This is a genomic window from Phycisphaerae bacterium, assembly GCA_017999985.1.
GTDB lineage: Bacteria > Planctomycetota > Phycisphaerae > UBA1845 > Fen-1342 > JAGNKU01.
This window is the reverse complement of the sequence record JAGNKU010000001.1, coordinates 564,177-589,467: the sequence shown is the minus strand read 5'-3', so window position 1 is coordinate 589,467 and position 25,291 is coordinate 564,177. Positions and strand designations below refer to the sequence as shown.

Genomic DNA, 25,291 nt, shown 5'->3' with positions numbered 1-25,291 from the left:
TCTCTCAGTCTCTCAAGATCACAACGTCATGGGGATCAACGGCACAGGCCAGCGTCTGGCCGGGCGCGAGCGCCGCGCGCCGGGCACGCTCGGCCACGGTCGCCCGCAAGCGCACGTCGCCCACCGTCAGCGTCAATTGCAGCGCATCGCCGAGATACACGCTCTCGGCCACTTCCGCGCTCAGCCGGTTCTCCGCTCGTTCGTCCGCGTCCACCGTGACCGCCTCCGGGCGAATCGACAGCGTGCACGGGCCGGTCGTCGGCGCGCCGCCGTCCGCCACCGCGTGCAACGCGCCCATCGGCGTATCGACGATCCGCCGTTCGCCCGCGGCGCTGCGGATCGTCGCATCCAGGAAGTTCGTTTCCCCCAGAAAATCCGCGGTCGCCGCGTTCGCCGGCCGACGATACAGCTCGCGCGGCGTGCCGACCTGCCCGATTCGCCCGTCGAACATCACCGCCATCCGGTCGGCGATCGAGAGCGCCTCCTTCTGATCATGCGTCACATAGACGCCCGTCAGGCCGGCCTCTTTGCACAGCCGGCGGATCTCGCCGCGCATCTCCAGCCGCAACTTCGCGTCCAGGTTGCTCAGCGGCTCGTCGAGCAGCAGACACTGCGGGCGGATCACCAGCGCGCGGGCCAAGGCGACGCGCTGCTGTTGCCCGCCGGAGAGCTGATTCGGCTTGCGGCGGGCGTACGGGTCCATGCGGACCGTGGCGAGCGCTTCAGCCACGCGCCGATTGCGCTCCCGGCGCGGCACATGGCGGACCTTGAGCCCGAAGGCGACGTTCGCCTCCACGCTCATGTGCGGCCAGAGCGCATAGTTCTGAAACACCATGCCCGTGTTGCGACGCTGCGGCGGCAAAACGGTTACATCCGTGTCACCGAACAGCACGCGGCCCGCATCCGGCGTATAGAACCCCGCGATCGTCCGCAGCAGGGTCGTCTTGCCACAGCCGGACGGACCGAGCAGAAAAAACAGCTCGCCGCGCTCGATGTCCAGGGTGACATCATCGAGCGCCCGGACGCGGCCGAATCGCTTGACCACACTGCGGATGGAAACCGGGATCACTCTGCGTCCTCGCTTGCACGCCGGGGAGTCAGGTATTGAACCGGATCGCGGCGCGATCGGTCAACTGCCGGCGTGTCAGCGTTCCGTTAAGTACGCGTAAAGCCGGGCGACGGCGTCGGCCCCACGATCCAGGTCCTCCAGCCGCACGTTCTCGTTCGGCCCGTGCGCGTTGCAGTTCGGGCCAGCAAAGCCCAGCATCAGGCTGTCCGCGCCGAGCACACGCTTGAACAGCGGCAGGATCGGCAGCGAGCCGCCCTCGCGGACAAACGCCGGCTCGCGGTCGAACGCCTCACGCAGCGCGCGCCGGGCCGCCTGCATCGGCCGGCTGTCGAGCGGGGCCCCGTACGCGTCAGCCGAGCCGTGGTGCAGAATCTCGAGCCGGACCGTGTCGGGGCAGCGCGCCCGGATCGCCTGCTCGAAGAGCTCGCCGATCCGCGCGCCTTTCTGGTTGGGGACCAGCCGCATGCTGACCTTCGCACCCGCGCGGGCCGGGATGATCGTGTTCGCACCCTCGGCCATGAACCCGCCGTAAATGCCGTTCACGTCGAGCGTCGGGCGAATCCACCGGCGTTCGTTGGTGCTGTAACCCTTTTCGCCGGTCACGCCCGGGCAGCCCGTGTCCGCGAGGTATTCTTGCTCGTCGAACGGCAGCGACCGGAGCTGCTCGCGCTCGGCGGAGCTGGCCTCGGCGACATCGTCATAGAATCCCGGAATCGTGACGCGGCCGTCGGCATCGTGCAGCGAGGCAATAATCCGCGCCAGCACGTTCGCCGGGTTCGCGATCGTCCCGCCGAATGATCCGCTGTGCAGGTCGTGCTTCGGCCCGCTGAGCCGGATTTCCTTGTAGAGCAGACCCCGCGTTCCATACGTCACCGTCGGCCAGCCGTCCGCGTACATCCCCGTGTCAGAGATCAGGATGTGCTCGCAGCGCAGCAGGTCGCGGTGCTTCTCCAGGAACGGCCCCAGATGCGGCGACGAGATTTCCTCTTCGCCTTCGAGCAGGAATTTCAGGTTCACCGGCAGCCGCTTCTCGACCGCGAGCCACGCGGCGACCGCCCGCAGGTGAATTAGCACCTGTCCCTTGTCATCCGCCGAGCCGCGACAGATTAACAGCCCATCCTTCTCGACCGGCTCGAACGGCCCAGCGTCCCACAGCTTCAGGTCGCCCTCCGGCTGCACGTCGAGATGGCCATAAACCAGGAAGGTCGGCGCGCCCGCCGCCTGGCAGTGCTCCGCGTACACCAACGGATGCCCGCCAGTCGCGTGCACCTCGGCCTTGAGCCCGATGCGGGTGCACAGGTCCCGCGTCCAGCGGGCCGCCGCGACACAATCGTCCTTGTGCTCGGGCTTCGTGCTGATGCTGGGGATCCGGCACAGCGCGGTCATCCACTCTCGGTGCTCACGCTGATGGTCATGCAGATAAGCACTGATCCTGTCCACGCTCTGGCTCCTGCTCGCAGGTCCTGTCCGGTCGCGCGGCCGGCGACACCCGCCGGGACCCCACAACCCGTTCGCGGCATTCTATCACTCCCGGCTATACTTCCGGCGAATGGAGGCCCGGATTCGATGGGTGAGATTCGCCTGCTGCCGCCCGCCCTCATCAGCCGGATCGCCGCCGGCGAGTGCATCGAGCGGCCGGCCAGCGTCGTCAAGGAGCTCGTGGAAAACGCGCTGGACGCCGGGGCCCGGCGCGTCGACATCGCCATTCTCGACGGCGGCCGGGGGCTGATCCAGGTGACGGACGACGGCGCCGGCATGGACGCCGCCGACCTGGAGCTGGCCGTCACGCAACACGCCACCAGCAAGATCCGCACCGACGAGGACCTCTTCAACATCCACACGCTGGGCTTTCGCGGCGAAGCCCTCGCCAGCATCGCGGCCGTCGCACGCCTGAAACTGATCTCGCGCCGGCGCGACAGCGACGTGGGGCACGAGCTGCAGGTCGAGGCCGGGCAACTGCGCGGGCCGCGGCCCTGCTCCGCGCCGCCCGGGACCACCGTCGAGGTCCGCGATCTGTTCTACCCCGTGCCCGCCCGGCGGAAGTTCCTCCGCACCAACCAGACCGAAATGGGGCACATCACCGAGCAGCTAGCGCGGATCGCCCTCGCCCAGCCAGAGATCGCCTTCACGCTGAAACACCAGGACCGCGTCACGCACCGCCTGGCTTCCACGACCGATCGCCGGCAGCGCATCGCCGACTTCTACGGGCCGGAACTCGCCGCGGTCCTGCTACCGATTCGCCGGGAGGGCGGCGGCGTGCTGGTTGAGGGGCTGGTCGCGCCGCCCGCGGAGAGTCGCGGCTCGACCAAGTGGGAGTATGTCTTCGTCAACGGCCGCTTCGTGCGCGACCGCTTCGTCTCGCACGCGATCAAGGAGGCATATCGCAGCCTCATCGATCCGTCGCGCTCGCCGGTCGCGTTCCTGTTCATCACGATCGATCCGGGGCACGTGGATGTGAACGTGCATCCGACCAAGGTCGAGGTGCGCTGGCAGGACTCGAACTACGTGCACGGGCAGGTGCTGGCGGCGCTGCGCGACAAGTTCCTGTCGAGCAACCTGGATCACCCGCTCCGCACGCCGCGCGAGGACGAGGACTATCGCGAGCGCGTGAAGGCGGCGATGGTGGATTTCTTCCGGCGGGGACCGGCGGCCGAGGCACCCAGGCACGCAGGCACGCCATCAGAGCCCGAAGCGCAAGCGAGGGCCCCACACGTCGCGCCCGCGCCGACCGTAGGGTGGGCACCGCCCATCACTCCCGCCACCGCAGGGCCAGCATCGCCCGCCGATTCAGCCGTAGGGTGGGCACCGCCCACCGATTCAAGCGGGGCGTCGCCGCCGGTTCGCACCACCCCGGCCGAGGTCGCGCGCCTGCGGCCGTCGGAGCGTCTGACGCCGGAGCCGGGCGAGTTCACGGCCGAAGCCCCGCCGACGCGCGCCCTGCAAATCCACAACACGTATCTCGTGGTCGAGACCGATGACGGCCTGATGCTCGTCGATCAGCACGCGTTGCACGAGCGCATCCTGTACGAGGAGCTGCGGCAGCGCATCGCCGAGCGCAACCTCGAATCGCAGCGGCTGCTCTTGCCGCAACTCGTCCGCGTGCCGCCGGACCGGCTGGAAGCGCTGGAGACGCACGCCGCGGCCCTCGCCCGGCTGGGGATCGAGCTGTCGCCCGCCGGCCCGCAGAGCGTGGCGCTGCAGTCGTTTCCGACGCTGCTGCTGGAGCGTGTGGACCACGAGCGGTTCGTGCGCGACTTGCTGGACCTGCTCGCCGAGCAGGGCGCCCGGCCGAACCCGGACACGCTGCTGCACGAAGTGCTGGACATGATGGCGTGCAAGGCGGCGGTGAAGGCGGGCGACCCGCTGACGCCGGCGGAAATCGATGCACTCCTGCAACGCCGCGCTGTAGCGGAGCGCAGCAGCCACTGTCCGCACGGCCGCCCGACGACGCTGCGTCTGTCCCTCCGCGACCTGGAGCGGCAGTTCCATCGCCGCTAGCGAAGTGTTTCAGGATCACTCCAGCCTGGGTGGTACGGGCATCTTGCCCGTTCCGACGACGGGCGGGACGCCCGTCCCACCCCTGTTATGCGTCCGTTTCAGTGAGGCGGTACGCTCGCGCGCACGCATCTGATCGAGCCCGAAGCGCCAGCGAGGGCCCGCGCAGCGCGCGTAGCGGCCAACCCCCGAGTCGGCCGATTGACCGGACCCGGACGCGCGACCGAGGCACGGAGGGGAAACGACGGAGCGACGGGGCGAAACAGCCACGGGGAAGAGGCGGGTCGCCGACTGCGCCAGAACCCCGAGCGGCAGCGAGCGGGCCAGCGCAGCGGGCAGAAGAAAGTGCGATCTTCCCCGATCACGCCAAGATTATAGGTGGCTGTCCCTAATAAACAAATATAGTAGAAGGCAGAATGTCCCCATTTTCCTCAACCGTTGCATCCGAGGGCAGCAAGACCAGCCATAGTCGCTGCGACAACCTTCCGGATGCTCACACGTCACCAATGGACGGTCCCTACCAGAGCTTGAAAAACCGGTGCTCCCACGGGATAGATGAGTCCGGAAACACACGACCATCCTTGGCGACGGTGACGTTACGGTAACCTTCACCCCATGATCCGATGTCGGTGCCGTTGATTATGACCCGGTCGCGCTCAACTTTGACTGTCGCAGATGGCCAATGCACTACGCCAGTGCCGGAAACGATCAGAAGCCGTCGCGCCCCTTCGTCTAGTCCCGACGGTTCCTCCACTGAACATCCTTCCGCAGTGATCGTCTTTCTTAGCCTCTCCGGAACCGTATAGGTGTGCACGTTAATCCGGGGCGCCTCCATTCTCACTACGGCCCGTTCATCTGCCGATGGGCCAACGCATCCAACGACAAGGAGCATCATCAGCGTCATAGGTGCCATAGACACGTTTTTCATGAGAACACCGGTTCCTACTTGGCCCCTTAAGATCGAGGGACAAGATCGAGCGACAGCCACGTATAATCCACCATGATGAGCGAGGAGCGCGCTGTGTGCTGCGCGCTGCGCCGGCCCACTCGCTGCCGCTCGGGGTTCTGATTGGCGACGGGCGCGCTGCGCGGGGAAGCGAGCCGCGACTGTGCGAAGTACAACTTCGCACTACCGCGCGGCGGCGCCAGCCGGCGAGCGCAGCGCGGCCAGCGACACCGGCGGGACGCCGGTGCCACAAGACCCACTCGCTGCCGCTCGGGGTTCTGGCGCCGCCGCGACGTCGCCACCCTTCTGTAACATCGTCGCGCTGCGCCGGCCCGGCGCTGCCGCTTGGGGTTCTGTTCCCTGTTCCCCGTCCCTTGATCCCTCGATCCCTCATTCCCTCGATCCCTTCCTCAGCCCCCCTTTTCGCCGCGGCGCGGGATCAGCTTCACCACCACCGCGTCGCCGTTGGCCACCCACTTGCCTCCCGCGGTCTGCTGCGTCTGCACGTTGATCAGGGCATTCGCGCCTTTGCGGGCCGCAGTCGCCTTCAACAGCTCCATCGCGCCGGCCGACGCCGGCCGCGCCTCGGTGATCAACGTCTCCACCTGCCGCACGATCGCGTACCCGGCGATGCGGGCCGTCGAGCTGGTGGCCAGGATTTGCTCCGCCAGCCGGTGGGCCTCCTCCTGCTGCTGGTGCATTTCGTCGCGCTCGCGCGCCAGCGTCGCCCGCAAACGCGCGTTGGCCAGCCCGTACCGCACCCGCCGGATGATCCGCAGCACGATCACCAGCACGATGATCCCCACCGCCGCCCAGACGATGCGACGCACGAGCGGATCACTCAGGCTGTTGGGCAGAGCTTGCAGCCACTCCGGCATCAGCGCACTCCGTGCACGGCTCGCATGCGCCCGACGTCACGCACCGAGCCCCCGGCGCGGCGACAGTATAGCGGAACTGCGGGCGGCGGTTCACGCCGGCGCGGGGGCCCGCGACAGGTCCCGTACGAACCGGCCGATCGCCAGCAGCACGATGCCGGCCGTCATGATCAGCACGATGATCGCCGTGATGGCCAGCGGCGCGGCGCTCGGCCACTGCGCGAGGTACTGCGTGCGCAGCAGGTAGATCAGCGAGTACGCCGACGTGGCGAGCATGAACACCGCCGGCAGCAGCGTGTACCAGACCGGTCGCTGCCGCGCGACGAGCCAGCAGCTCGCGACGATCAGCGCCAGCGCGGCCAGGAGCTGGTTCGCCGAGCCGAAAATCTTCCACACCACGTTGTAGCCGTTGCCGAGGCCGAGCAGCAGCATCAGACCGACGGCGATGCCGGAGTTGACCCAGTAGTGGCGCAGCAGCCGGAAGAACGCCCGGAGGACGCCGTGCGTCTCCTGCGGCCGCGCCGGCGCCGGGGCGTCCTGGAGCGCCGGCTTGGTGATCGTCAGTCCGCCGGCCCCGGTCATCTCGACCGCGCCGCGCGCGCCCAGCTCGGATGTCGCGTCGTAGCTGCGCGCGACTTCCGCGAAAACGTCGTAGCGCCGGAACAGCGTGGCCCAGCCTTCCTCGATCATGTACCGCGTCAGGCGGATCGCGGTGTCCAGCGTCGTGACCAGAAAGCCCTCGAGCAGCAGCATGGCCCCGAGCGCGCCAAACGCCACGGGGATGGCCAGGCCGAGCCCCGTCGTGTTACCCACGCTCATCGCGAAGGTCAGCACCGCGTTGCCTTTGCCCACCGCCGGATAGCAGAAGTGCTGGTAACCCGCCAGCGACAGGCCCACGATCAGGCAGCACACCACACAGACCGCCAGGAAGCTCTCGAGCAGCATGGCGTTGTAGCCCACGTGCCGCGCGGCCGGCTCGCTGCGCAATTGCTTGCAGGTCGTCCCGCCGGCACACAGGCTGTGAAACCCGCTGACCGCGCCGCAGGCGATCGTGATGAACAGGATCGGCCACCCCGGCCCCAGCTTGGGGCTCGCACTGGCGACGGCCCAGTTGTTGAACGGAATCGGCGTCGCGCCGGCGAACTGGCCCCCGCCGCGGATGGCCGCCGCGACGAGCGCCACGACGAGGAACGCCATGCCGACGTACAGGATGTGCACGTTGATGAAGTCCCGGCTTTGCAGGAACAGCCAGACCGGCACGCCGGCCGCCACCAGCACGTAGGCGCTGAGCAGCAGTTTCCACGTGAGCGGCTCGACGGCCATGGGCAGGCGCAACCCGATCCAGATCGACAGCCCGCAGATGCCGATCGCGAGCAGCGAACACAGCCAGACCGGCGTTTTTCGCTTCAGGTACAGGAAGCCCAGCAGGGGCGAGAACATCGTGATCACGACCACCGAGGTGGAGGCGATGCCGCCGATCACGGCCTGTTGCTCGTGAACGCCCAGTTGATGGCCGTCCGGCCGCACGACGTACAGGTTCTCCTGGTCGTCGATCTGCCAGGCCAGGCCACCGTCGAGCGCGGTCACGCGCGCCTCGTCCGACAGCGGGCGGTCGTGCGCCAGGAAGGGTTGCCGCAGGCGGGCCACGACGTCGGCGGCGCTCGCACCGGCCAACGTCTGGCTGTCCAGGGTGAAGAGCCGCTGGTCCGTCGTCCGGAAGGTCGTCTGGTCCGCGCCGAGGCCGAGCATCTTCACCGGCACCTTGGACGTCAGGGCCGCCGCCGAGAGGTCCAGGAACGCCGCGCAGACCAACACCAGCAGCGCCACCAGCATGACGAGCATCATGGCGAACGCCGCCGGGCCGATGTAGCGGCGGGCCACGACGGCGAGGTTCTTGCCGCCTTCGCGCATCGTGATGTGCGTGGCGGCGAAATCGTGGACCGCCCCGAGGAAGATGCCGCCCAGCACGATCCACAGCAGGGCCGGGCCCCAGCCGTAGTAGATCGCGAGCACGGGGCCGATGATCGGCCCGGCGCCGGCGATCGAGGCGTAGTGGTGTGCGAAGACAACCGGCGTCGGCGTGGGTACGTAGTCGCGTCCGTCGTTGACCAGCGCGGCCGGGGTTGGCCGATCCGCCCGCTCGCCTAGCACGCGCGCCAGCAGGGGCGCGTAGAAACGACCGCCCAGGATCAAGGCGAGGGCGGCGACCGCCATGATCAACAGGATGTTCACGCTCAACCTCCAGGTGTGGACGGGGCTGCCGAAAATTCACTATCGGCAATATACCACACCTGGGTGCAGAGCTGTGGGGGGCGCCGGATCGCGCCGGGCGCGGGCGCAGCGAAACCCCCCGGGCCAGCCCGGCGCCGACGCGGCGGCGACAGCCCAAGCTGGCGGAGGCGCGCCGCCTATGGTGCGCCGGGCGCGACAATGGGGCTGATCTCAACGCGGTCGTCGACCACGGTAACGCGCGCGACGTCTTCGAGTGCGGCGACCTCGTCCGCGCACATGGCACGGATGCGCTGACCGTATCTTTCCAGCCATGTGTTCGCTTCTGCGAGCTTCTTCTCCAGCTCACGGATGTGTCGTCGCTCCGTGCGGCCACGCTGCAGCGCCTGCAATTCCTGCGTCAGCGCCTCCTTGCGCGCCAGCTTGCCTACGAGCTGGATCTCGAGTTCCACCTGGATGCGGGCCAGCGTGGGGCTCAGTTCGCCAGTGCCGCCGCGCTGCTTCGCGCTGGCCAGGCTCGCCTCGATGCCGGCGATATCCACCTGGTTGAGACGCTGCTCCTGGTTGAAGCGCGCGATGGCGCCGTCAATCGCCTCGTCGGTCATCTCGGCAACGCCCGCGTTGCGGCACGCGTGCTCGCGCTGCTGAATCTGCTGTTCGCAGTCGGCGATCGTGCGGTTCGTCGCGTCAACCCGCTCGCTGGCCTGCGCGAATTTCTGGCGCGCCGGTTCGAGTTCGGCCGCAACGACCTGGGGGAAGGCACGTAGGAGCGCTTCCACCAGTGCCTGCGCCTCGTCGTCACTTCCCGCGTAGACAGTCCACCGATCTGCCACCCGCTCCTCGCCAACAAACACCGCGGTGCGCTCGATGCCAGCGCCGGTCTTCAAAACGTAGAAGGCATCCGCTTCGCGGTCCCGACCACCTGTCGTGACGGGCCCCATCGGACGCTGCGAGCCGAACACGCTCGCCAGTGCGCTCTTGATGATTTCTCTTGGGATGTTCATCTTGCGGCCATCGGGCGGCTCGGCCAGTGCCGGCCGCGTTTCCAGGGTCGCCGCGACTCGCGGATGCTCCAGGCCCGGTAGGCCATCCCAGCGCTTTTCCGCGGCGCGGGGTTCGCCGCGGACATACGCCAGCGCGGGCGCCGACGACGTCGTCGGCTGCGCCAACGTCAAGCGAACACACCACGCCAGTGCCACGATCAGGAGTACGCGACGAGTCGTAATTGTCGGCATTGGATCATCCTCTCTCGGTCAGCGCGGCCAGGCGCGCGCGGGCTTCGGCGGCGGCGCTCGTAGCCGGGTAGTGCTCCGTGATGTAATAAAAACGAGCTTCCGCGTACGGCCGGCCGCCGGGTGTCTCGGCGAGCTGGTCACCCACCAGCAGCATCGCTTGTGCGGCACCGGCGTCCTGAATCTCACGCTCCACCTGCGCGGCTGTCATGGCCACCGGCTTGACCGGCGCCGTCTCCGGCGTACGGCCGAAACGCGCAACGGCAAACAACAGGGTGGCCGCCGCTGTGACTGCCACTCCGACCCGCGGTAACCACCGGCGCGCCGACCGCCGGCGCGACGCGGTTGTCGGGCCGGTGGGTCTTACTTCATCCACCACGCTCTGCCAGACACCTTGCGCCGCCGCCAGCGACTGTCGCAGCGCGGCCAGCCGCCGCCGACACGCCGGGCACGCCGCAACGTGCTCCGCCACGCCGGCTGCCTCCGCCGGCGACAACTCGCGGTCGGCGTAGTCCACCAAGCGCTCGGCGATCAGGTCGCAGGTCTCAGGCGCCATGGTCCACCAATCCCTTCGCCAGCAGCGGCTCCGCCAACGCGAGCCGTCCACGCCGCAGCCGGCTGCGCACCGTTCCGGCGGGAATCTCCAGCAGGGCGGCGATTTCCGCGGAGTCCAGTTCACAGAAGTGGCGCAACACCACACACACGCGTTCGTCCTCCGGCAGGTTTTCCAGCGCGGCGCGCGTCACCTGCCGCGCTTCCGATGCCTCGCAGCCTGACTCACCGGTCACAGTCCGGCCCGATCTCCACCACCCTGCGCTCCGGGCCAGCCAGCGTCGCCAGCGCCCGCGCCGGCGGTGCAGCAGCAGGCAGCGGTTCACGAGCACCCGCACCAGCCAGCGCTCGGTATCAGTGGCCGACATGCCACTGCACGCCGTCGGGCCGCGCTGCAGCAACACGACATAGGCGTCGTGCAATGCGTCCTCGGCATCGGCGGCCGCCAGCGTCAGGCCCGCGGCGATCCGGCGTAGCTGCGGCCAGGTGGCTTCGTAGATGGCAGCGATATCCACCCGGTCTCCGGTTCTGGGGTCGCTCGTCCCCGTATGCATCCGACCTGTCCCGTCGCCTGCCGCCGGTCCGCTGCCGCGTGCGCCCAGTGGACGCCGTTCCACACTATCAATGCGCGAAGGGCACCGCGTGTGCGCGACAAATGCCGGCAGACGCGAATTGCACTACGCTACGTGCGCCCCGTCAGGCGGCCCAGCACGTCGAAGTACCCCGGAAAGCTCTTTGACACGCAGTCCGCATCCTGAATCACGACGCCCTCCGTTACCAGGCCCGCCAGCGCGAAGCTCATCGCCATGCGATGGTCGTCGTACGTCCGGATCTCCGCGGGCCGCAAGCGCTCCGGGGGTTGAATGGTCAGGCCGTCCGGGCGCGTCTCGACGCGCGCCCCCAGTCGCGTCAGCTCGGTCGCCAAGGCGGCGATGCGGTCCGTCTCCTTGATCCGCAGGTTCGCCACATTGCGGATGTGCGTCGGGCCGGAGGCGAACAGCGCCGCCACCGCCAGCGTCTGCACCGTGTCCGGCATTGTGTTGAGATCGACGTCGATGCCGGCCAGCCTTCCGTCCGCCGGCCCGACGACCTCCAGGCCGGTGTCGTCTACGTGGAGCGCGCACCCCGCCTGCGCCAGCACATCGACAAAACCCACGTCACCTTGCCGGCTGCGACGCGTCAGGCCCTCCACGCGTATACGCCCGCCGGTGATCGCCGCCGCCACCCAGAAATACGTTGCGGCGCTGGCGTCGGGTTCGATCGCGTATGTGCCGGCCTGATAGCGCTGGAATGCCGGCACGACGAAACGCCCCTCGTCGGTCGCGAGGGCTTCGACGCCCATGTCGCGCATGACATCGATGGTCATATCCACGTACGGCCGGCTGGTCAGCGGGCCCTCGACGCGCATGAGCACATCCTGCGTCGCGTACGGCGCCACCATCAGCAGCGCGCTGAGGAACTGGCTCGACGGCGGCGTGTTGAACACGACCTCGCCGCCGCTCAGCCCGCGCGCGAGCACCCCCAGCGGCGGACAGCCCGGCGTGCCTTCGTAGCCGATCTGCGCCCCGAGCGCCGTCAGCGCATCGACCAGCGCGCCGATCGGCCGCGCCCGCATCCGTGGCGAGCCGTCCAACCGCCGCCGGCCGAACCCCAGGCACGCGAGCGCCGTCAAAAAGCGCATCGCCGTGCCAGCGTTGCCAACGTCAATCTCGACGTCATCCGCCGTGAGGTTGCCACGACCGCCGGCGATGGTGATTTCCGGCCGCCCCGCGACGACGTCGGCCCCCACGCCCAGCGCCGTGAGCCCTGCGAGCATGGCATGTGTGTCATCCGAGAGCGAGGCCCCCTCCAGCGTGCTGCGGCCATCGGCCAGCGCGGCGCACGCGAGGTACCGATTGGTCAGGCTCTTCGACCCCGGCGGTCGCACGGTCCCTGTCACCGCGCCCACGGGGTGCACGCGCACATCAGCGCCGATCCGCTCCACGGACATACCGACCCTCCGCTGCCCGCGACTCTCGCGGCAATCACTGTGCGCGCTTCAGCCGGGATTCGTCAACTCAGCGGCCCGCTGAGCCCAGCGGCTCCAGCGCGACCTCGACCGCGCCGGCCGACACGACGATCTCCGCCGCGCGAAAACGACGCTTGCCATTCGGCCAGACCCACTCGTTCGCCAGCCGCAGCGCTCCATGCGCGACAGTCAACTTCGTATTCGCCGCCCGCGCGAGTCGCCGCGACACCTGGCCGAGCACCCAGTCGCGCGGGATGGGCACCGCACCCACCCGCACGTGCGCGCAGTGCACCACGATGCTCTCCGCGGTCGGCTCCACGCGTCCGGCCAGCTCAACAATCGCCTCCGCACCGCGCACACGCGCGAGCACGGCGACGCGGATAACCCCATCCGCCAGGCGCACCACGGGTTGCCCGATGCCCTCCGGGTCCGCTCCCAGCTCCGGCCACAGCTCGCCGCGCGCCGTCAGCCACCGGTTGAGCTGCGCCTCATCCAGCCGGAATCGGGCCGTGCGGCCGGCGTTCAGGGCCGCACTGATGTCGTCCTGGAGCTGGGCGAGCGCGGTCTTGTCCGCGAGCAACCGACCGCGATCCACCGCCCCGGGCTGATACCACGCCGGCCGAAACGTCAGCGCCAGAAACGCCCCCAGCAGCAGCACCGGCACCAGGCAGGCTCCGCTCAGCAGGACGAGGCGCCAGCGGCGCGCGGCGCGCGGACGGACCCGGGTGTGCCGATCGGTGTCGGATGGTGACATGGCTGAAAATGCGGATACTGACCCCGGCGACGGCCGCGTCACGGCATATCGTCGTCGTCATCGTCCTCAAGCGCGGAGAGCGGATCGTCCAGATCGAAGTCTTCTTCGTTGAGGTCGAACGTTTCTTCATCGTCGGCGGCCGCGGTCGGCTCGGCCGTGGACTGCAGCGTGACATCCTCGGGCTTGATCTCCGCCGGCTTGCCGTTGATCTGCACGACAAAGGTCACGGGCCCCAGCCGGAGCCGGTCGCCCGGTTTCAGCTCCGACTCCGCGATCCGCTTGCCGTTCACGAACGTCCCGTTCGAGCTGCCCAGGTCCTTCGCGACGAGCGACGCGTCGTCGATGATGAGCACGCAGTGCTGGCGCGACACATCCTTCGTCGGGATGCGTAGCTGGCAGTCCTGACGCCGTCCGATCACGGTCTTATCCCCGCTGAGGGGGAATTCCCGCCGCTCATTGTCCTTAAACATCACCAAGACGACGTTCATGCCCAGCTTCCCTCGCAAAGCCGCAGCGCTCACCTGCGCCGGCGGAGCGACCCAAGCCGCAGTCCGCCCCCCCGGAGGCTCGCGACGCCGACTATGATGCGTCACGGACGCAACGCCGTATGCTATGCGAAAGCCGGTACCCTGACAATGTCCAGCCCCTGCCGTTCACTCTATGTCCATGTCCCGTTTTGCCGCCGGCTGTGCGGTTATTGCGACTTCTACTCACAGGTGCTCGACCCGGGCGCGGTCGGCCCCCTGGTGGATGCCGTGCTGGCCGAACTGGCGGCGGCGACCTGCACGGGCGGCTTCGCCGTGGACACGATTTTTGTGGGTGGCGGCACGCCGACGGTCCTGCCGGCGGACCAGCTCGCCCGGCTGCTGGCGGCCCTGCGGGCGTGCGCGCCGGGGCGGGACGTCGAATTCACGGTTGAGGCGAACCCGGCCACCGTTACCGCAGAGATTGCTGACGTGCTCGTCGGCGCGGGCGTGAACCGCGTGTCCGTCGGCGCCCAGAGCTTCAACCCGGACGAACTCAAGGTCCTCGACCGCACACACCGCCCGGAGCAGGTGAGCCAGACGCTCGCGACCTGCCGCCGCGCCGGAATCCGGCGACTCAGCCTGGACCTCATCTTCGGCATCCCCGGCCAGACGCTGGCTTCCTGGCGGCAGTCGCTGCACGCCGCCCTGAAGTTGGAGCCGGAGCACATGTCGTGCTACGGGTTGACCTATGAACCCGGCACGCTGCTTCGAGAGCGGCTTGACGCGGGCGCGGTGCTGCGCGTCGACCCCGACCTCGAAGCGGACATGTACGAAACGACGATCGACGTGCTGGCGGCGGCGGGGCTGGCCCACTACGAGATCAGCAACTTCGCCCGCCCGGGCGCTGAGTGCCGGCACAACCTGCGGTACTGGCACAACGAGCCGTACGTCGGCCTGGGACCGGCCGCCGCGGGGTTCATCGACGAGGTGCGTTATCAGAACGTCGCGGACACGGCGGCGTACGTGGCGGCGATTCAGGGCGCGCGATCACCGCGCGTCGAAGAAGAGCGTCTGCCGCCCGAGCGACGAGCGCGCGAAACAGCCATGCTCGAAATGCGTCTGACGGCCGGGATCGACCGGCGGCGGTTCGCGGACCGCTACGGACAGGATCCGGCGGCGCTGTTCGCTGCGGCGCTCGAGCCGCACCGCGCGGATGGATTGCTGGTCGTGGACGAGACGGGCATCCGCCTGACGCGCAGGGGGTTGCTGCTTGCGGACACGGTGATCGCGGATTTTCTATGAGGGGAGCGTGGAGACCGGCACGCGGCCGGGGCTGGGTTGGACCAGTGGCGGAGCCGTGGGCACCGCCGTGGCCGGCACGGTGCGCAGCGCGACGACCGCGGCGCGCGGCGCCGGGCGCGGCCGCGAGCCCCAGCCCATCAGCAGCAGGCCGATCGCGTAGAGCAGCAGGAACACGCCGCCGATGCCGTCCTTCGGCAGGAAGATCACCCATTGCGCGAGGCAGTACACGCCCAGCAGTAACTCGAAGATCCACAGCCGTGAGCGCAGGCTGGCATAGGTGCCTCCGCTCCTTTTCTGCGTGGTGCTGCCGGACTTCGGCGTGCGGACGAACTCGCCGCCGTTCTGGACCAGGCCGGTGAGCACCGCGACGCCGTTGTTCACGCACAGCCCCAGCCCCAGGACCATGAGCTTGAGGATGCGCAGCGGGCCGGGGATGCCGCCGCCGATGACGTAGCGGGCGTTCATGTACGCGATGCACGGCGCCACCGCCGCCAGCAGGAACGCCATGCACAGCCACTGAATCCACGCCGGCCAGCGGTCGCCCGTCAGCATCAGCGGCAGCAGGCGCCCGACCAGGGCGACCAGGATCATCGGCACGGCGATCGCGTACTGCGTCAGATGCACAGTCGCCTGGAGCTTCTGCCAGACCGAGAGGCGGGGCGAATGCCACACCGCCGGCAACAGCTTGCGGGCGACCTGCATGATGCCGACGGCCCACCGCCGCTGCTGGGCCTTGAGGGCGTTCACATCAGCCGGGATTTCCGCCGGGCAGACGACGTCGTCGCAGAAGATCATGTTCCAGCCGGCGAGCTGCGCGCGGTACGACAGGTCAAGGTCTTCGGTGATGGTATCGCCGCTCCAGCCGCCGACGCGCGGGTCATCGATCGCGGCTTTGCGCCAGATGCCGCCGGTGCCGTTGAAGTTCATCAGCAGGCCGTTCCAGTTGCGGGCGGCCTGCTCGATGGCGAAGTGCATGTCGAGGCCCAGCGACAGACCCTCGGTGATCCAGCTCTCATTGGCGTTGAGATGGCCCCAGCGCCCCTGCACGACGCAGACGTCGTCGCGGCCGGCGAACAGCGGGATCAGGCGGCGGAGGAAGCCGCGATCCGGGACGAAGTCGGCGTCGAAGATGGCGACGAACTCGCCGGTGGCGGTTTTCAAACCATGCGCCAGGGCGCCCGCTTTATAGTGGGCCCGCGTCGGCCGGCGGACGACCTTGACGTCGTAGCCCTGGGCGCACAGCTCCGCTGCGACCTCATCGACCACAGCGCGCGTGCCGTCGGTGCTGTCATCGAGCACCTGGACTTCATGCTTGCCGGCGGGGTAGTCCATGCGGGCAGCGGCCTCGATCACGCGCCGCGCCACGTCGATCTCGTTGTAGAGCGGAAGCTGGGTGGTGACGCGCGGCCAGGCGTCGTCGGGAGTCACGCGCTGGTAGCGCTCGATCGCCGCGCGCTGCTGGGTCCGCACCCGCCGGCGCCGCCGGCTGGCCAGATACATGAGCAAGTACATATGAAAACCGTAGATGCTCGGCAGGGCGACAAGGAGCAGGAAGAGGACCAGGCAAACAACTTCGACCAGGTGCGTCAAGAACCAGCCTCGGAGAGTCTATCGACCGCGCGCGTCGGTCACTGGCACCGACGAAACCCAATCGAACACACTAAATACGCCGTCTGCTTCTGTCAATGGCGGCGGTGCTTTGCCGCTGCCTGGGTATTCGGACGCGCGTCGTCTTGATTTCGCCGTGGGCACGCGACCGCTCGGTAGACGCCTATCGGAACCCGGGGAACGCACGTCTGGCTTGTTACTCGCTTGAGCAACGGTCGGCCCCCCACTCGTAGACGGCGTGCCGCATGTCCACGCAGTTCGGCCGACTCGGACGCTGCGCCGCGCGCGGCGTTACTAAGCCCGGGCCGTCACTGTAACGATACTGGTGGTTGAGGCTGTGGGTCACCGCTCGGTTGAGCGGGCAGCCTGGCTTGGAGGGTCCGAGTTTCGGCGAGCTCGGACTCTCTTTTTTTGCGCGCTGCTCGGGGACAGACTACTTCGGCTGCGTCTGCGGCGCGGGCTCCGGCTTTTCGCCGGAGCCAGCCTTGCCTTCCGTCGCCTTCCCCTGCAACTGCTCGCGCATCGCGGTGCGCTTCTCTTCCGAAACCTGCGCCGGGCCGCGCTTGCCGTCGTTGGACTGCGCCGCCTCCTGCCGCTGTTTCCGCGTCGGCAACGTATCGAGGCGTTCCTTCAAGCGTTCGAAGTAGCGCTCGATTGGCCGGTTCAATTCGGCGAGCTCCGCCTTGACCTTGGTGCGCTCTTCCTCGCTTTGTGCCGCCTTCAGCTTGTTCTCGACGGCCTGGATCGCGTCGAGCTTGCGGCGGACGTACTTGTCGCGCAGTTCCTGTTGATCACGCAGGAACTGACGGGCCTTGGTTTGCTGGTCCGCCTCGAGCTGGTAGCGCCGGATGAAGTCCTCAACATACTTCGTCCACTCGTCCTTGGGCGTCACGGCGCCGGGCTTCGCCGTCGGCGCCGTGGCCTTGTCGGGCGTCGGTCTGGCGTCGGGCGCGGTGCCCGGCTGAGCCGTCGCTGCGCCCGGGCCCGCGTCCGGGTTCTGGCCCATCGCGATCGCCTCCGCCTGCCGCGCCTCGCGCTCCAGCCGCTGGCGACGTTCCCGTTCCACACGCTTGAATTTCTCACTCTGTGGCCACTCGGTCTCCCAGTCGTAGCCGCCCTTCTCCCAGCTCGACAACCGCTGCTGCATGTAGTTCAGGCCGACGTCCATCGCCGCCCGCTGCCCGTCGAGGATCACCTGCTGCTCATCGGTCATGTACGTGCGCATCTCTTCCGTGGTCTCGGTGACCAGCGTCGTGAATTCCTGGAAGAGCGGCTTGGCCCGCCGGGCCCATTCGGCGACTTCTTCCGGCGTCGGCGGCTCGTCGGCGAAAACTGATTCGAGGTACTGGTTGGTCAACTCCTGCAGCTCGGCACGGTGCTCCTGCATCCACTGCGGGAAGCGGGCCTTGATCGAGTCGCGCGTGTTCCAGACCTGGTCCTCGTCGAACCCATAGATCCGGCCCAACTCGTCTGTGATCCGGTTGATGAAGCCGTCCATCATCTTCTCGGTCGGCCAGAAGCCGGCCGGCGGCATGTTTCCCGGGTGGGGCGGTTCCCCGTAGCCCTGGGCCAGGGCGCCGGCGGTCGCCAGCCCCGTCAACACCAACCATGTCGCAATCCTGCTCATATTCGTCTCCGCAGACCTCCCAGCGTACAGCAAATTGTACACCCGGAGCCCGCTTGTCCAGCCCACTTAGGCCGTTTCGACGCGCCGTGACAGTTTTACACACAAGTCGCGGGCCGGTTTCCGCCCGGTGGCACGCGGTGCTCAAATCCGCGACAATGCCCGCCCATGATGCGGATGATCCCGGTCCGGGCCCTGGTAATCGACGATGAGGAGGCGGTCTGCCGCCGCGTCGGCGCGTGGCTGCGTGAGGCCGCTTGCGACGTCGTCACCTTCACGGATCCCCGGGATGGGCTCGCGCACGCCGGCCGCGCCCCGTGCCACGTCGCCCTCGTAGATCTCCGCCTGGCAGGCGTCGACGGGCTGGAGGTGTTGGCGTCGCTGCGCCAGGTTGCACCCGACACGCGTTTGATCGCGATCGCTGCGTTCCCGGAGGTCGGCCAGGTCATCGCCGCGATGCGCGCCGGGGCCCGCGACCTGCTCGAAAAACCCGTCCAACAGGCCACGCTGCTCGAAGCGGTCGAACGCCAGCTGCTCGAGATCGGCGTCGGCATCCGCTCCGAGCAGGCTTTCAATCAGCGACTGGGCGCGCGCCTGCGGGCCGTGCGCACCGCCGCCGAACGCACCCTCGCGGACATCGCGAACGAATGCGGTCTGACTGTGGCTCAACTCTCGCAGATTGAGCTGGGCAAGAGCGCCACCTCCACGTGGACGCTGGCGCGCATCGCCAGCGCGCTGAAAACACCGCTGGAGCGCCTGCTCAACACGCTCTAGGCCGCCGCCGCGCTGGAGACCGCCGTGGATGGTAGGGTGGTACGGGCGTCCCGCCCGTGGCAGAAACGGGCAAGATGCCCGTACCACCCTGATGGTCGAGATACCAGAGTGGTGCGCTGGCGCGCCGCCGCGCAGGAGTCAGGCGTGTGTTCCTCGACGCACATCGTGGTTCCGATCGTGTCGGCCGCCGTGCCGCTAGCGGACCAGGTGCGTGCGGCCCAAGCCGCCGGCGCGGACGTCGTCGAACTGCGCGTGGATCGCATCGGCGACGTCGCCGCCGTCGAAGCGCTGCTCGCGCAGTCGCGCAGCGTGCCGCTGATCATCACGGTCCGCAGCGCCGCCGAGGGTGGGGCATGGACGGGCGGCGAAGACGAGCGCATTGCATTGCTCGAACGGCTGGCGCTGCACAAGCCTGACTACATCGATGTCGAACTCGCGACCTGGCAGCGCTCCGCCGGTGCGCGGGACCGCATCGCCGGCGCGCGGCGCGGCAATCAGCTCATCATCTCGCACCACGATTTGCAGGCGACGCCGGCTGACCTCGCTACGGTTTTTGATGCCCTGGCCGCAACGCCGGCCGACGTCCTCAAAGCGGTGTTCACCGCCCGCGACGCCACGGACAGCGTGCGCGTGCTGGAACAACTGCGCCGCCGGGCCGCCGGCCGCCCGCTGATCGCGCTCGCGATGGGCGCGGCCGGCCTGTCGACGCGCGTGCTGGCGCGCAAGTTCGGCGCGTGGGGCACATTTTCCTGTTTGAGCACCGACGAGGCATCTGCCCCCGGACAGCCTACGATTGCCGCGCTGCGCAGCCTCTATCGCTGGGACACGCTCGGCCCGGAGACGCGCGTTTTCGGCGTCGTCGGCTGGCCGGTCGCACACTCGCAGAGCCCCGCGATTCACAATGCCGCGCTGGCCGCCGCTGGTGTGGATGGCGTCTACCTGCCTTGGCCGGTCCTGCCGGATTACGGCGCCTTCGCCGCGTTCATGGACGCGGTGAGCGGCGCGGCGGCCGCGGTCGTTATGGGACTCAGCGTCACTTTGCCGCACAAAGAATCTGCACTTCGCTGGCTGGACGAAAAGGGCCACGCCGTCACGCCGCGGGCACGCCGCTGCGGCGCCGTCAACACGCTGACGCGCGGCCCCGACGGCACGTGGGAGGGCGACAACACGGACGGACTCGGCGCACGCGCTGCGCTGGACGCGGCCCGGGCCGGCCTCGGTCGCGAGCGCGCGGTGGCTGTCCTGGGTGCCGGCGGCGTCGCCCGCGCGGTCGTCGCGGAGCTGGTGGACGCCGGCTGCGCGGTCACTCTGTACAACCGCTCCGCGGAGCGTGCTGCCCACTTGGCGCATGAGCTGCGCTGCGCGTGGCAGCCGTGGGATGCACGCGTGCGTTACGTCGGGGAGATCCTCATCAACTGCACTTCCGTGGGGCTGTGGCCCGCCACGAACGACACGCCGTTACCGGACGACTGCCTGCGGGCCGGCACACTAGTGATGGATACTGTGTACCGGCCGGCGGAGACGCGTCTGTTGCGCGTGGCGCGGGCGCACGGCTGCCAGGTCATCGATGGTGTTGAGATGTTCATCCGGCAGGCGGCTGCGCAGTTTGAGCGCTGGCAGGCGCGGCCCTGCCCGCTGGCCGTGCTGCGGAGTGCGCTCCCTTCGATGAATGCCGAGTCGGACGTGAAGTCCTAAGCCTCCGTACGGCAATTGCTTGCGCAGGCAGGCCGCGCCATCGTGCTTTAGGACGCGCAAAATTCTTACCTATTTTGCCCATCCGGCTTGCTCAGGCCTTCGCCGTTTTGGATCCTTTTGAGTGTCACGCTGGAAGTCATCCGACGGCCGGCGTGACAGGCCGGGCATGGACGCCTGGATCTGGGGAAAACGCAAGACAGCTTTCAGAGGGCAGCAATTTCGGCACGGCCGGGCTCCTGGCCCGGGCTGTCCGGAGTGGAAAGATTGTGGATTCGCTGAGGGTCGCAGGGAGGCGTTAAGTCACGGCTGGCGACTTCGGTCGCTGCAACTGCGAAGAAGAAAGGAAGATCCATGAACGCGTTGGTTTCCCGCATGCGTGCGTTCCTCGTGAGCGAGGATGGCCCGACCGCGACTGAGTACGCGGTGATGCTGGCTCTGATCATCGTGGCGTGCATTGCCGCGATTACTGCGCTCGGCAGCGCCCTGAAGGGTACGTTCAATACCCTGTCGGGTCAGATGCCGGCCGGCGACGGTTCGGACGTTCCGTAGTCCAGGCGGCGGCGCAGTCGTCTCGGCAGAAGGCTAGTGAGCGGCGGCACCGCACACGCGGTAGCCGCCGCTCGTCTTTCTCGCCTCACCCTACTGAACGTCCGATGTAAAGGTGGGTCGCCGGTAGCGGACGTTCCGGCCGGGACTTCAGACGACAGGCTTGGCAAGTCGCGAGCTGAACATGAGTTTCTTCGCAACTCATTACTGGACGATAGTTTTCGCGATCCTCGGGCCGGGCATCTTGTACGCCTCGTGGATCGACTACTCCCAGCGGCGCGTGCCCAACTGGCTGAACGCCAGCCTGGCGGCCGCCGGTCTGCTCGCGCAGGGGCTCGCGTTCGGTTGGTACACGTCCGGGGAGAATGGCGTGCTGGGCGGGGTGGGCTGGGGCCTGCTTGGATTACTGGTTGGGTTCGGCGTTCTTATCGTACCCTGGGCCATGCATGGGATGGGCGCGGGGGATGTCAAGCTCATGGCGGCGATCGGCTGCTGGCTGGGTCCGTGGCTGACGCTAATGAGCTTTGCGGTCGGGGCCATCATCGGTGGCATCGCCGCGGTCATCATGATTTACACGTCCGGGCGGACGGTGCACGCCTTCACCAACATGCAGATGATCCTGACCAAGATGCGCCGGTTCGACACCGCCTTCGGCGAGTTCGGCGGCGCGAAGACGTTCGGTGACACGAGCCAGCTTCTGCCGTATGGCGTGCCGCTCACGGCCGGCACGTGGTTAGTCCTGTTGACTTACTACTTCGGAGGTTGGCTCACGTGATCAAGAAGCTAGTTCATCGACACAGGCGTGGGGCGGCGGCGGTCGAGCTGGCGATCGTCACGCCCGTTTTGCTGACCATGCTCTTTGGCATCATCGAGTACGGCTGGGTCTTCACCGTGCGACAGGCCATCGTGACCGCGGCCCGCGAGGGTGCGCGCACCGCGGCGTTGCCGGCGGCGACCCAGGATGACGTGCTGGCGCGCGTGAATGCATACGTGCAGCCGCTGGGGCTGACGACGTGCACGACGGATGTCGGGGCCGATGAAAGCGGCCGCCCAAGCGGCGTCGTGACCGTCTCGATCCCGTACGCGGACGTGAGCCTGGTGGGCTGCTACTTCGGCAACGTCGACGGGACGCTGCAATCGACCTGCTCGATGCGCAAGGAGGCTGTCGAGTAGCGGGGCGGCCCGACCGGCCGACCAGGTGCTTGTTTGGCTCAGGCCGCCCCGGCCGTCGATCGGCCCGCGCGGCGGCATAGGCGCGACCCGGGAGTCGCGCGAGGAAGGACAACGATGAACGCGAAAGCCCTGATACCGCTGGCCGCCGGGCTGGGCATTGGTGGCCTGGCTCTCTTCCTGGGGATCAACACCCTCAAGAACGCGCGTGCGACGCAGCGGCCCACGGCCAAAGTGAGGCTGCTGGCGGCCCGCGAGAACATCTCGCGCGGGACGGCGATCACCGAGCAGCTCCTGAAGGCCGTGGAATACCCGACGGAGCTGGTGCCGGCGGGGTCGTTCCAGAAGAAAGAGAACTTGATCGGACGCGTGCCCTGCGTGACGGCGCCGGCCGGCCTGCCGATTCTGGAGGAGATGCTGGCGCCGCCGGGGAGCCGGCCGGGCATCCTGGTGAAGCCGGGGTATCGCGCGATCGCGGTGAAGATCGATGCCGGCTCGGGTGTGGACTACAACATCGAGCCAGGCTGTTTCGTGGACGTGGTGGGTTCATTCAAGGTGCGCCGCAACGGCCGCACCGAGACCATCGCCAAGACGATCATCGAGAATGCCGAGGTGGCCGCGGTGGGCCAGCGGCTCAGCCCCGACACGTCGCGCGAGGAGGATGGCGTGGGCCCGAAGCCGAAGGTCGACCCGAGCCGCATGATCCGGGCGGTGACGCTGTTCGTGAAGCCCGAGGACGTGCCCAGGCTGCTGCTGACCGAGCAGGAGGGACGCGTCAAGCTGAGCCTGCGCGGCTCTGAGGACAACGTGACGCTCGACGACCCGGCCAGCGTCAGCGACGGCGAACTGCTGGGCGATGAGGAGCCGGAAGCCAAGGCCGAGCCCGCGCCCCAGCCCGCGCCGCCGCCGGGACCGAGCCCCGCGCTGGAGTTCGTCCGCGGCCTGTTCGACAAGCTCGGCGAGCGCGCCGCGCTGGCGGCGGTGGAGCCGCAGCCGGAGCCGTGGCGCCTGCACATTTACCGTGGCAAGTCCGAAGAGGTCGTGGCCTTCAAGGATCGCAATTCGAGCGAGCGGGTGATCGAGGCGCGCGGGGCGGTCGCCGCGCCGCGTCCGGCGCCGGCCGCACCGCCGGCACCGCCGCAGCCTGCGCCGGCCCAGCCGCCGCAGCCCGCGCCGCCGAGCCCGCCCGTCGAAGCGAGCGACACGCCGGACAGCAACCAGACCGAACCCGATGAGACCGAGGAGTTCTCAGAATGAACGTGCCCACTGCTATCGCCGAAATTCGCCGGTGCTCACTGCTAACAGTGTGGGGAGTCGTCGCGCTCCTGGGCGTCTCCGCAGCGCGGGCCCAGCCCGCCGCGCCGCCCGCAGCCCCGCCGACCGCGGAGGGCCTGCAGATCCGGGTGCGCCAGGCCCGCGGGCAGTCGCAGTTGATCAGCGTCCCCGTGAACCAGGCGGCGCTCGTCGACTTCAGCCAGCCGGTGCGTGAAGTGCACCTGGCCAACCCGGAGATCGCGGACGTGACCGCGACCGCGCCGAACCAGATCCTCGTGAACGGCAAGGCCTTCGGGACGACGCAGCTCGTCGCGACCGTGGATGGCGGCGCGCAGCAGACGTTCACGGTGGCGGTCGACCTGGACCTCGAACGCCTGGCCGCCAGCATCCGCGCGCTCGTCCCCCGCGCCCGGGTCGAGGTCTCCGCGCTCATGGACGCGGTGGTGCTGTCCGGCACCGTGCCGGATGCCGAGTCGGCCGAGCGCATCCTGCAGGTCGCCCAGATCTACTCGCGCCAGGTCATCAACCAGATGCGCGTCGCCGGCGTCTACCAGGTCCTGCTGCGCTGCACCGTCGCGGAGCTGAACCGGTCCGCGACGCGCCAGCTCGGCTTCAACGGCTGGCTGGCCGGCGATGACTTCGCCGATGCCTTCGGCGTCTCCAACCTTGGCGGCATCAACCCCGTGGACATCAGCGCGGTCGACGGCTACTCGGCGACGGGCCGGATTCCCTTCGGCACGCAGACGATGAACCTCACGGCCACCCCGACGCTCTCGATCGGGTTCCCGCGCGTGCAGATGCAGGTCTTCATCCAGGCCCTGCGCGAGAACGGCCTGCTGCAGGTGCTCGCCGAGCCCAACCTGGTGGCCGTTAGCGGACAGGAAGCCACGTTCCTCGCCGGCGGTGAGTTTCCCATCCCCGTCCCGCAGGGCGGCAACAACAATTCGATCACCGTCGAGTTCCGTGAGTTCGGCGTGCGGATGCGCTTCACGCCCACGGTCCTCAGCGACGATCTCATCCGCCTCAAGGTCTCGCCCGAGGTGAGCGAACCGGACTACAGCACCGCCGTGACCATCGGCGGCTACGTGGTCCCGGGTCTCACCCAGCGCCGCGTCGACACCGTGGTCGAACTCGGCTCGGGGCAGACGTTCGCCGTCGGCGGACTGCTCAGCGAGCGGAGCCGCGCAACCAGCTCGAAGGTCCCCGCGCTGGGCGACGTGCCCGTCATCGGGGCGCTGTTCAGCTCGGTCAACTATCAATCCAGCCAGACGGAGCTGGTCGTGCTGGTGACGCCGGAGCTGGTCGCACCGCTCAACCCCGACCAGGTCACGTATCTGCCCGGCGCCGATCACCGGCCGCCGAACGACTGGGAGCTGTTCGGCCTGGGCCAGCTCGAGGGGCAGACGCCCGCGAACGGCGCCGCGAACGGCAACGACAAGGCCGCCGAGCCGACGCCCAAGCCCAAGCGGGTGGGCGACAGCGCGGCGCTACGGCTGCGCGGGCCGATGGGCCTGGCCGGCAGCAAGGAAGGATCTTAGGCATGACGGTGTGGGTGAGCCGAGGTGCAGTACGGCGCTGGCGGGCGCGACCGGGGGCGCCGGCCAGCCGCGGTTTCACTGCGGCCACACCGATGACCCCGCGGTCGGACGGCATCGGCACAGTCCCGATAC

21 protein-coding genes are annotated in these 25,291 nt (G+C 68.5%); 9 read left to right on the top strand and 12 right to left on the bottom strand.

The genetic code is table 11. The annotated features are described in order from the left end of the window. Window positions 1-4 precede the first annotated feature (4 nt). Both KA383_02330 and KA383_02325 read right to left on the bottom strand, forming a co-directional pair. Complete coding sequence (locus KA383_02330; GenBank protein MBP7744939.1) at window positions 5-1,069, bottom strand: ABC transporter ATP-binding protein; 1,065 nt, start codon at window positions 1,067-1,069, stop codon at window positions 5-7. A gap of 75 nt (window positions 1,070-1,144) precedes the next feature. Beyond that, window positions 1,145-2,509 carry a dipeptidase gene (locus tag KA383_02325; GenBank protein MBP7744938.1) on the bottom strand — a complete coding sequence of 455 codons (1,365 nt, stop codon included), beginning with the start codon at window positions 2,507-2,509 and terminating at the stop codon, window positions 1,145-1,147. Window positions 2,510-2,635: 126 nt separating this feature from the next. Between KA383_02325 and mutL the strand changes: the two genes are divergently transcribed. Then, the gene (mutL, locus tag KA383_02320; protein ID MBP7744937.1) at window positions 2,636-4,567 is read left to right on the top strand and encodes a DNA mismatch repair endonuclease MutL; all 1,932 of its coding nucleotides are present in this window, start codon (window positions 2,636-2,638) and stop codon (window positions 4,565-4,567) included. A gap of 1,353 nt (window positions 4,568-5,920) precedes the next feature. On the opposite strand, the gene KA383_02315 is transcribed toward mutL, so the two are convergent. From KA383_02315 to KA383_02280, 8 genes are all read right to left on the bottom strand, one after another. Further along, window positions 5,921-6,388 carry a hypothetical protein gene (locus tag KA383_02315; protein ID MBP7744936.1) on the bottom strand — a complete coding sequence of 156 codons (468 nt, stop codon included), beginning with the start codon at window positions 6,386-6,388 and terminating at the stop codon, window positions 5,921-5,923. Window positions 6,389-6,478: 90 nt separating this feature from the next. Continuing rightward, window positions 6,479-8,617, bottom strand: a complete 2,139-nt coding sequence (locus KA383_02310) for a hypothetical protein (protein MBP7744935.1) — start codon at window positions 8,615-8,617, stop codon at window positions 6,479-6,481. Between the two features lie 176 nt (window positions 8,618-8,793). After that, on the bottom strand, window positions 8,794-9,783 hold the full coding sequence (locus KA383_02305) for a hypothetical protein (GenBank protein ID MBP7744934.1): 990 nt from the start codon (window positions 9,781-9,783) through the stop codon (window positions 8,794-8,796). Window positions 9,784-9,853: 70 nt separating this feature from the next. Continuing rightward, window positions 9,854-10,402 (bottom strand): zf-HC2 domain-containing protein, encoded by a 549-nt coding sequence (locus KA383_02300; protein ID MBP7744933.1) that lies wholly within the window; start codon window positions 10,400-10,402, stop codon window positions 9,854-9,856. After that, window positions 10,392-10,913: a sigma-70 family RNA polymerase sigma factor gene (locus KA383_02295; protein MBP7744932.1), complete on the bottom strand. Its 522-nt coding sequence runs from the start codon at window positions 10,911-10,913 to the stop codon at window positions 10,392-10,394. Before KA383_02295 ends, KA383_02300 begins: the two co-directional genes overlap by 11 nt. Window positions 10,914-11,080: 167 nt before the next feature. After that, on the bottom strand, window positions 11,081-12,388 hold the full coding sequence (aroA, locus tag KA383_02290; protein ID MBP7744931.1) for a 3-phosphoshikimate 1-carboxyvinyltransferase: 1,308 nt from the start codon (window positions 12,386-12,388) through the stop codon (window positions 11,081-11,083). Between the two features lie 67 nt (window positions 12,389-12,455). Next, a complete protein-coding gene (locus KA383_02285) occupies window positions 12,456-13,160 on the bottom strand; it encodes a hypothetical protein (protein MBP7744930.1) in 705 nt (234 codons plus the stop codon). A gap of 38 nt (window positions 13,161-13,198) precedes the next feature. Next, the gene (locus KA383_02280; protein ID MBP7744929.1) at window positions 13,199-13,648 is read right to left on the bottom strand and encodes an FHA domain-containing protein; all 450 of its coding nucleotides are present in this window, start codon (window positions 13,646-13,648) and stop codon (window positions 13,199-13,201) included. A gap of 147 nt (window positions 13,649-13,795) precedes the next feature. Between KA383_02280 and hemW the strand changes: the two genes are divergently transcribed. Further along, window positions 13,796-14,929, top strand: a complete 1,134-nt coding sequence (gene hemW, locus KA383_02275) for a radical SAM family heme chaperone HemW (GenBank protein MBP7744928.1) — start codon at window positions 13,796-13,798, stop codon at window positions 14,927-14,929. Here hemW and KA383_02270 read toward each other — a convergent pair. Beyond that, on the bottom strand, window positions 14,924-16,519 hold the full coding sequence (locus KA383_02270) for a glycosyltransferase (protein MBP7744927.1): 1,596 nt from the start codon (window positions 16,517-16,519) through the stop codon (window positions 14,924-14,926). The genes hemW and KA383_02270 overlap by 6 nt on opposite strands. Window positions 16,520-16,970: 451 nt before the next feature. After that, window positions 16,971-18,164: a hypothetical protein gene (locus tag KA383_02265; GenBank protein MBP7744926.1), complete on the bottom strand. Its 1,194-nt coding sequence runs from the start codon at window positions 18,162-18,164 to the stop codon at window positions 16,971-16,973. A gap of 165 nt (window positions 18,165-18,329) precedes the next feature. Between KA383_02265 and KA383_02260 the strand changes: the two genes are divergently transcribed. The 7 genes from KA383_02260 to KA383_02230 all read left to right on the top strand — a co-directional run bounded on the left by KA383_02260 (window position 18,330) and on the right by KA383_02230 (window position 25,159). Next, window positions 18,330-18,935: a response regulator gene (locus KA383_02260; GenBank protein MBP7744925.1), complete on the top strand. Its 606-nt coding sequence runs from the start codon at window positions 18,330-18,332 to the stop codon at window positions 18,933-18,935. A gap of 144 nt (window positions 18,936-19,079) precedes the next feature. After that, window positions 19,080-20,630 (top strand): shikimate dehydrogenase, encoded by a 1,551-nt coding sequence (gene aroE / locus KA383_02255; GenBank protein ID MBP7744924.1) that lies wholly within the window; start codon window positions 19,080-19,082, stop codon window positions 20,628-20,630. A 351-nt stretch (window positions 20,631-20,981) separates the two neighbouring features. Beyond that, window positions 20,982-21,179 (top strand): Flp family type IVb pilin, encoded by a 198-nt coding sequence (locus KA383_02250; protein ID MBP7744923.1) that lies wholly within the window; start codon window positions 20,982-20,984, stop codon window positions 21,177-21,179. 181 nt (window positions 21,180-21,360) lie between these two features. Continuing rightward, window positions 21,361-21,951, top strand: coding sequence for a prepilin peptidase (locus KA383_02245; GenBank protein ID MBP7744922.1), 591 nt, complete (start codon window positions 21,361-21,363; stop codon window positions 21,949-21,951). After that, on the top strand, window positions 21,948-22,349 hold the full coding sequence (locus tag KA383_02240; protein MBP7744921.1) for a pilus assembly protein: 402 nt from the start codon (window positions 21,948-21,950) through the stop codon (window positions 22,347-22,349). Before KA383_02245 ends, KA383_02240 begins: the two co-directional genes overlap by 4 nt. A gap of 114 nt (window positions 22,350-22,463) precedes the next feature. Then, window positions 22,464-23,603: a Flp pilus assembly protein CpaB gene (gene cpaB, locus KA383_02235; GenBank protein MBP7744920.1), complete on the top strand. Its 1,140-nt coding sequence runs from the start codon at window positions 22,464-22,466 to the stop codon at window positions 23,601-23,603. Next, window positions 23,600-25,159: a type II and III secretion system protein family protein gene (locus tag KA383_02230; GenBank protein MBP7744919.1), complete on the top strand. Its 1,560-nt coding sequence runs from the start codon at window positions 23,600-23,602 to the stop codon at window positions 25,157-25,159. Before cpaB ends, KA383_02230 begins: the two co-directional genes overlap by 4 nt. Window positions 25,160-25,291: the final 132 nt, after the last annotated feature.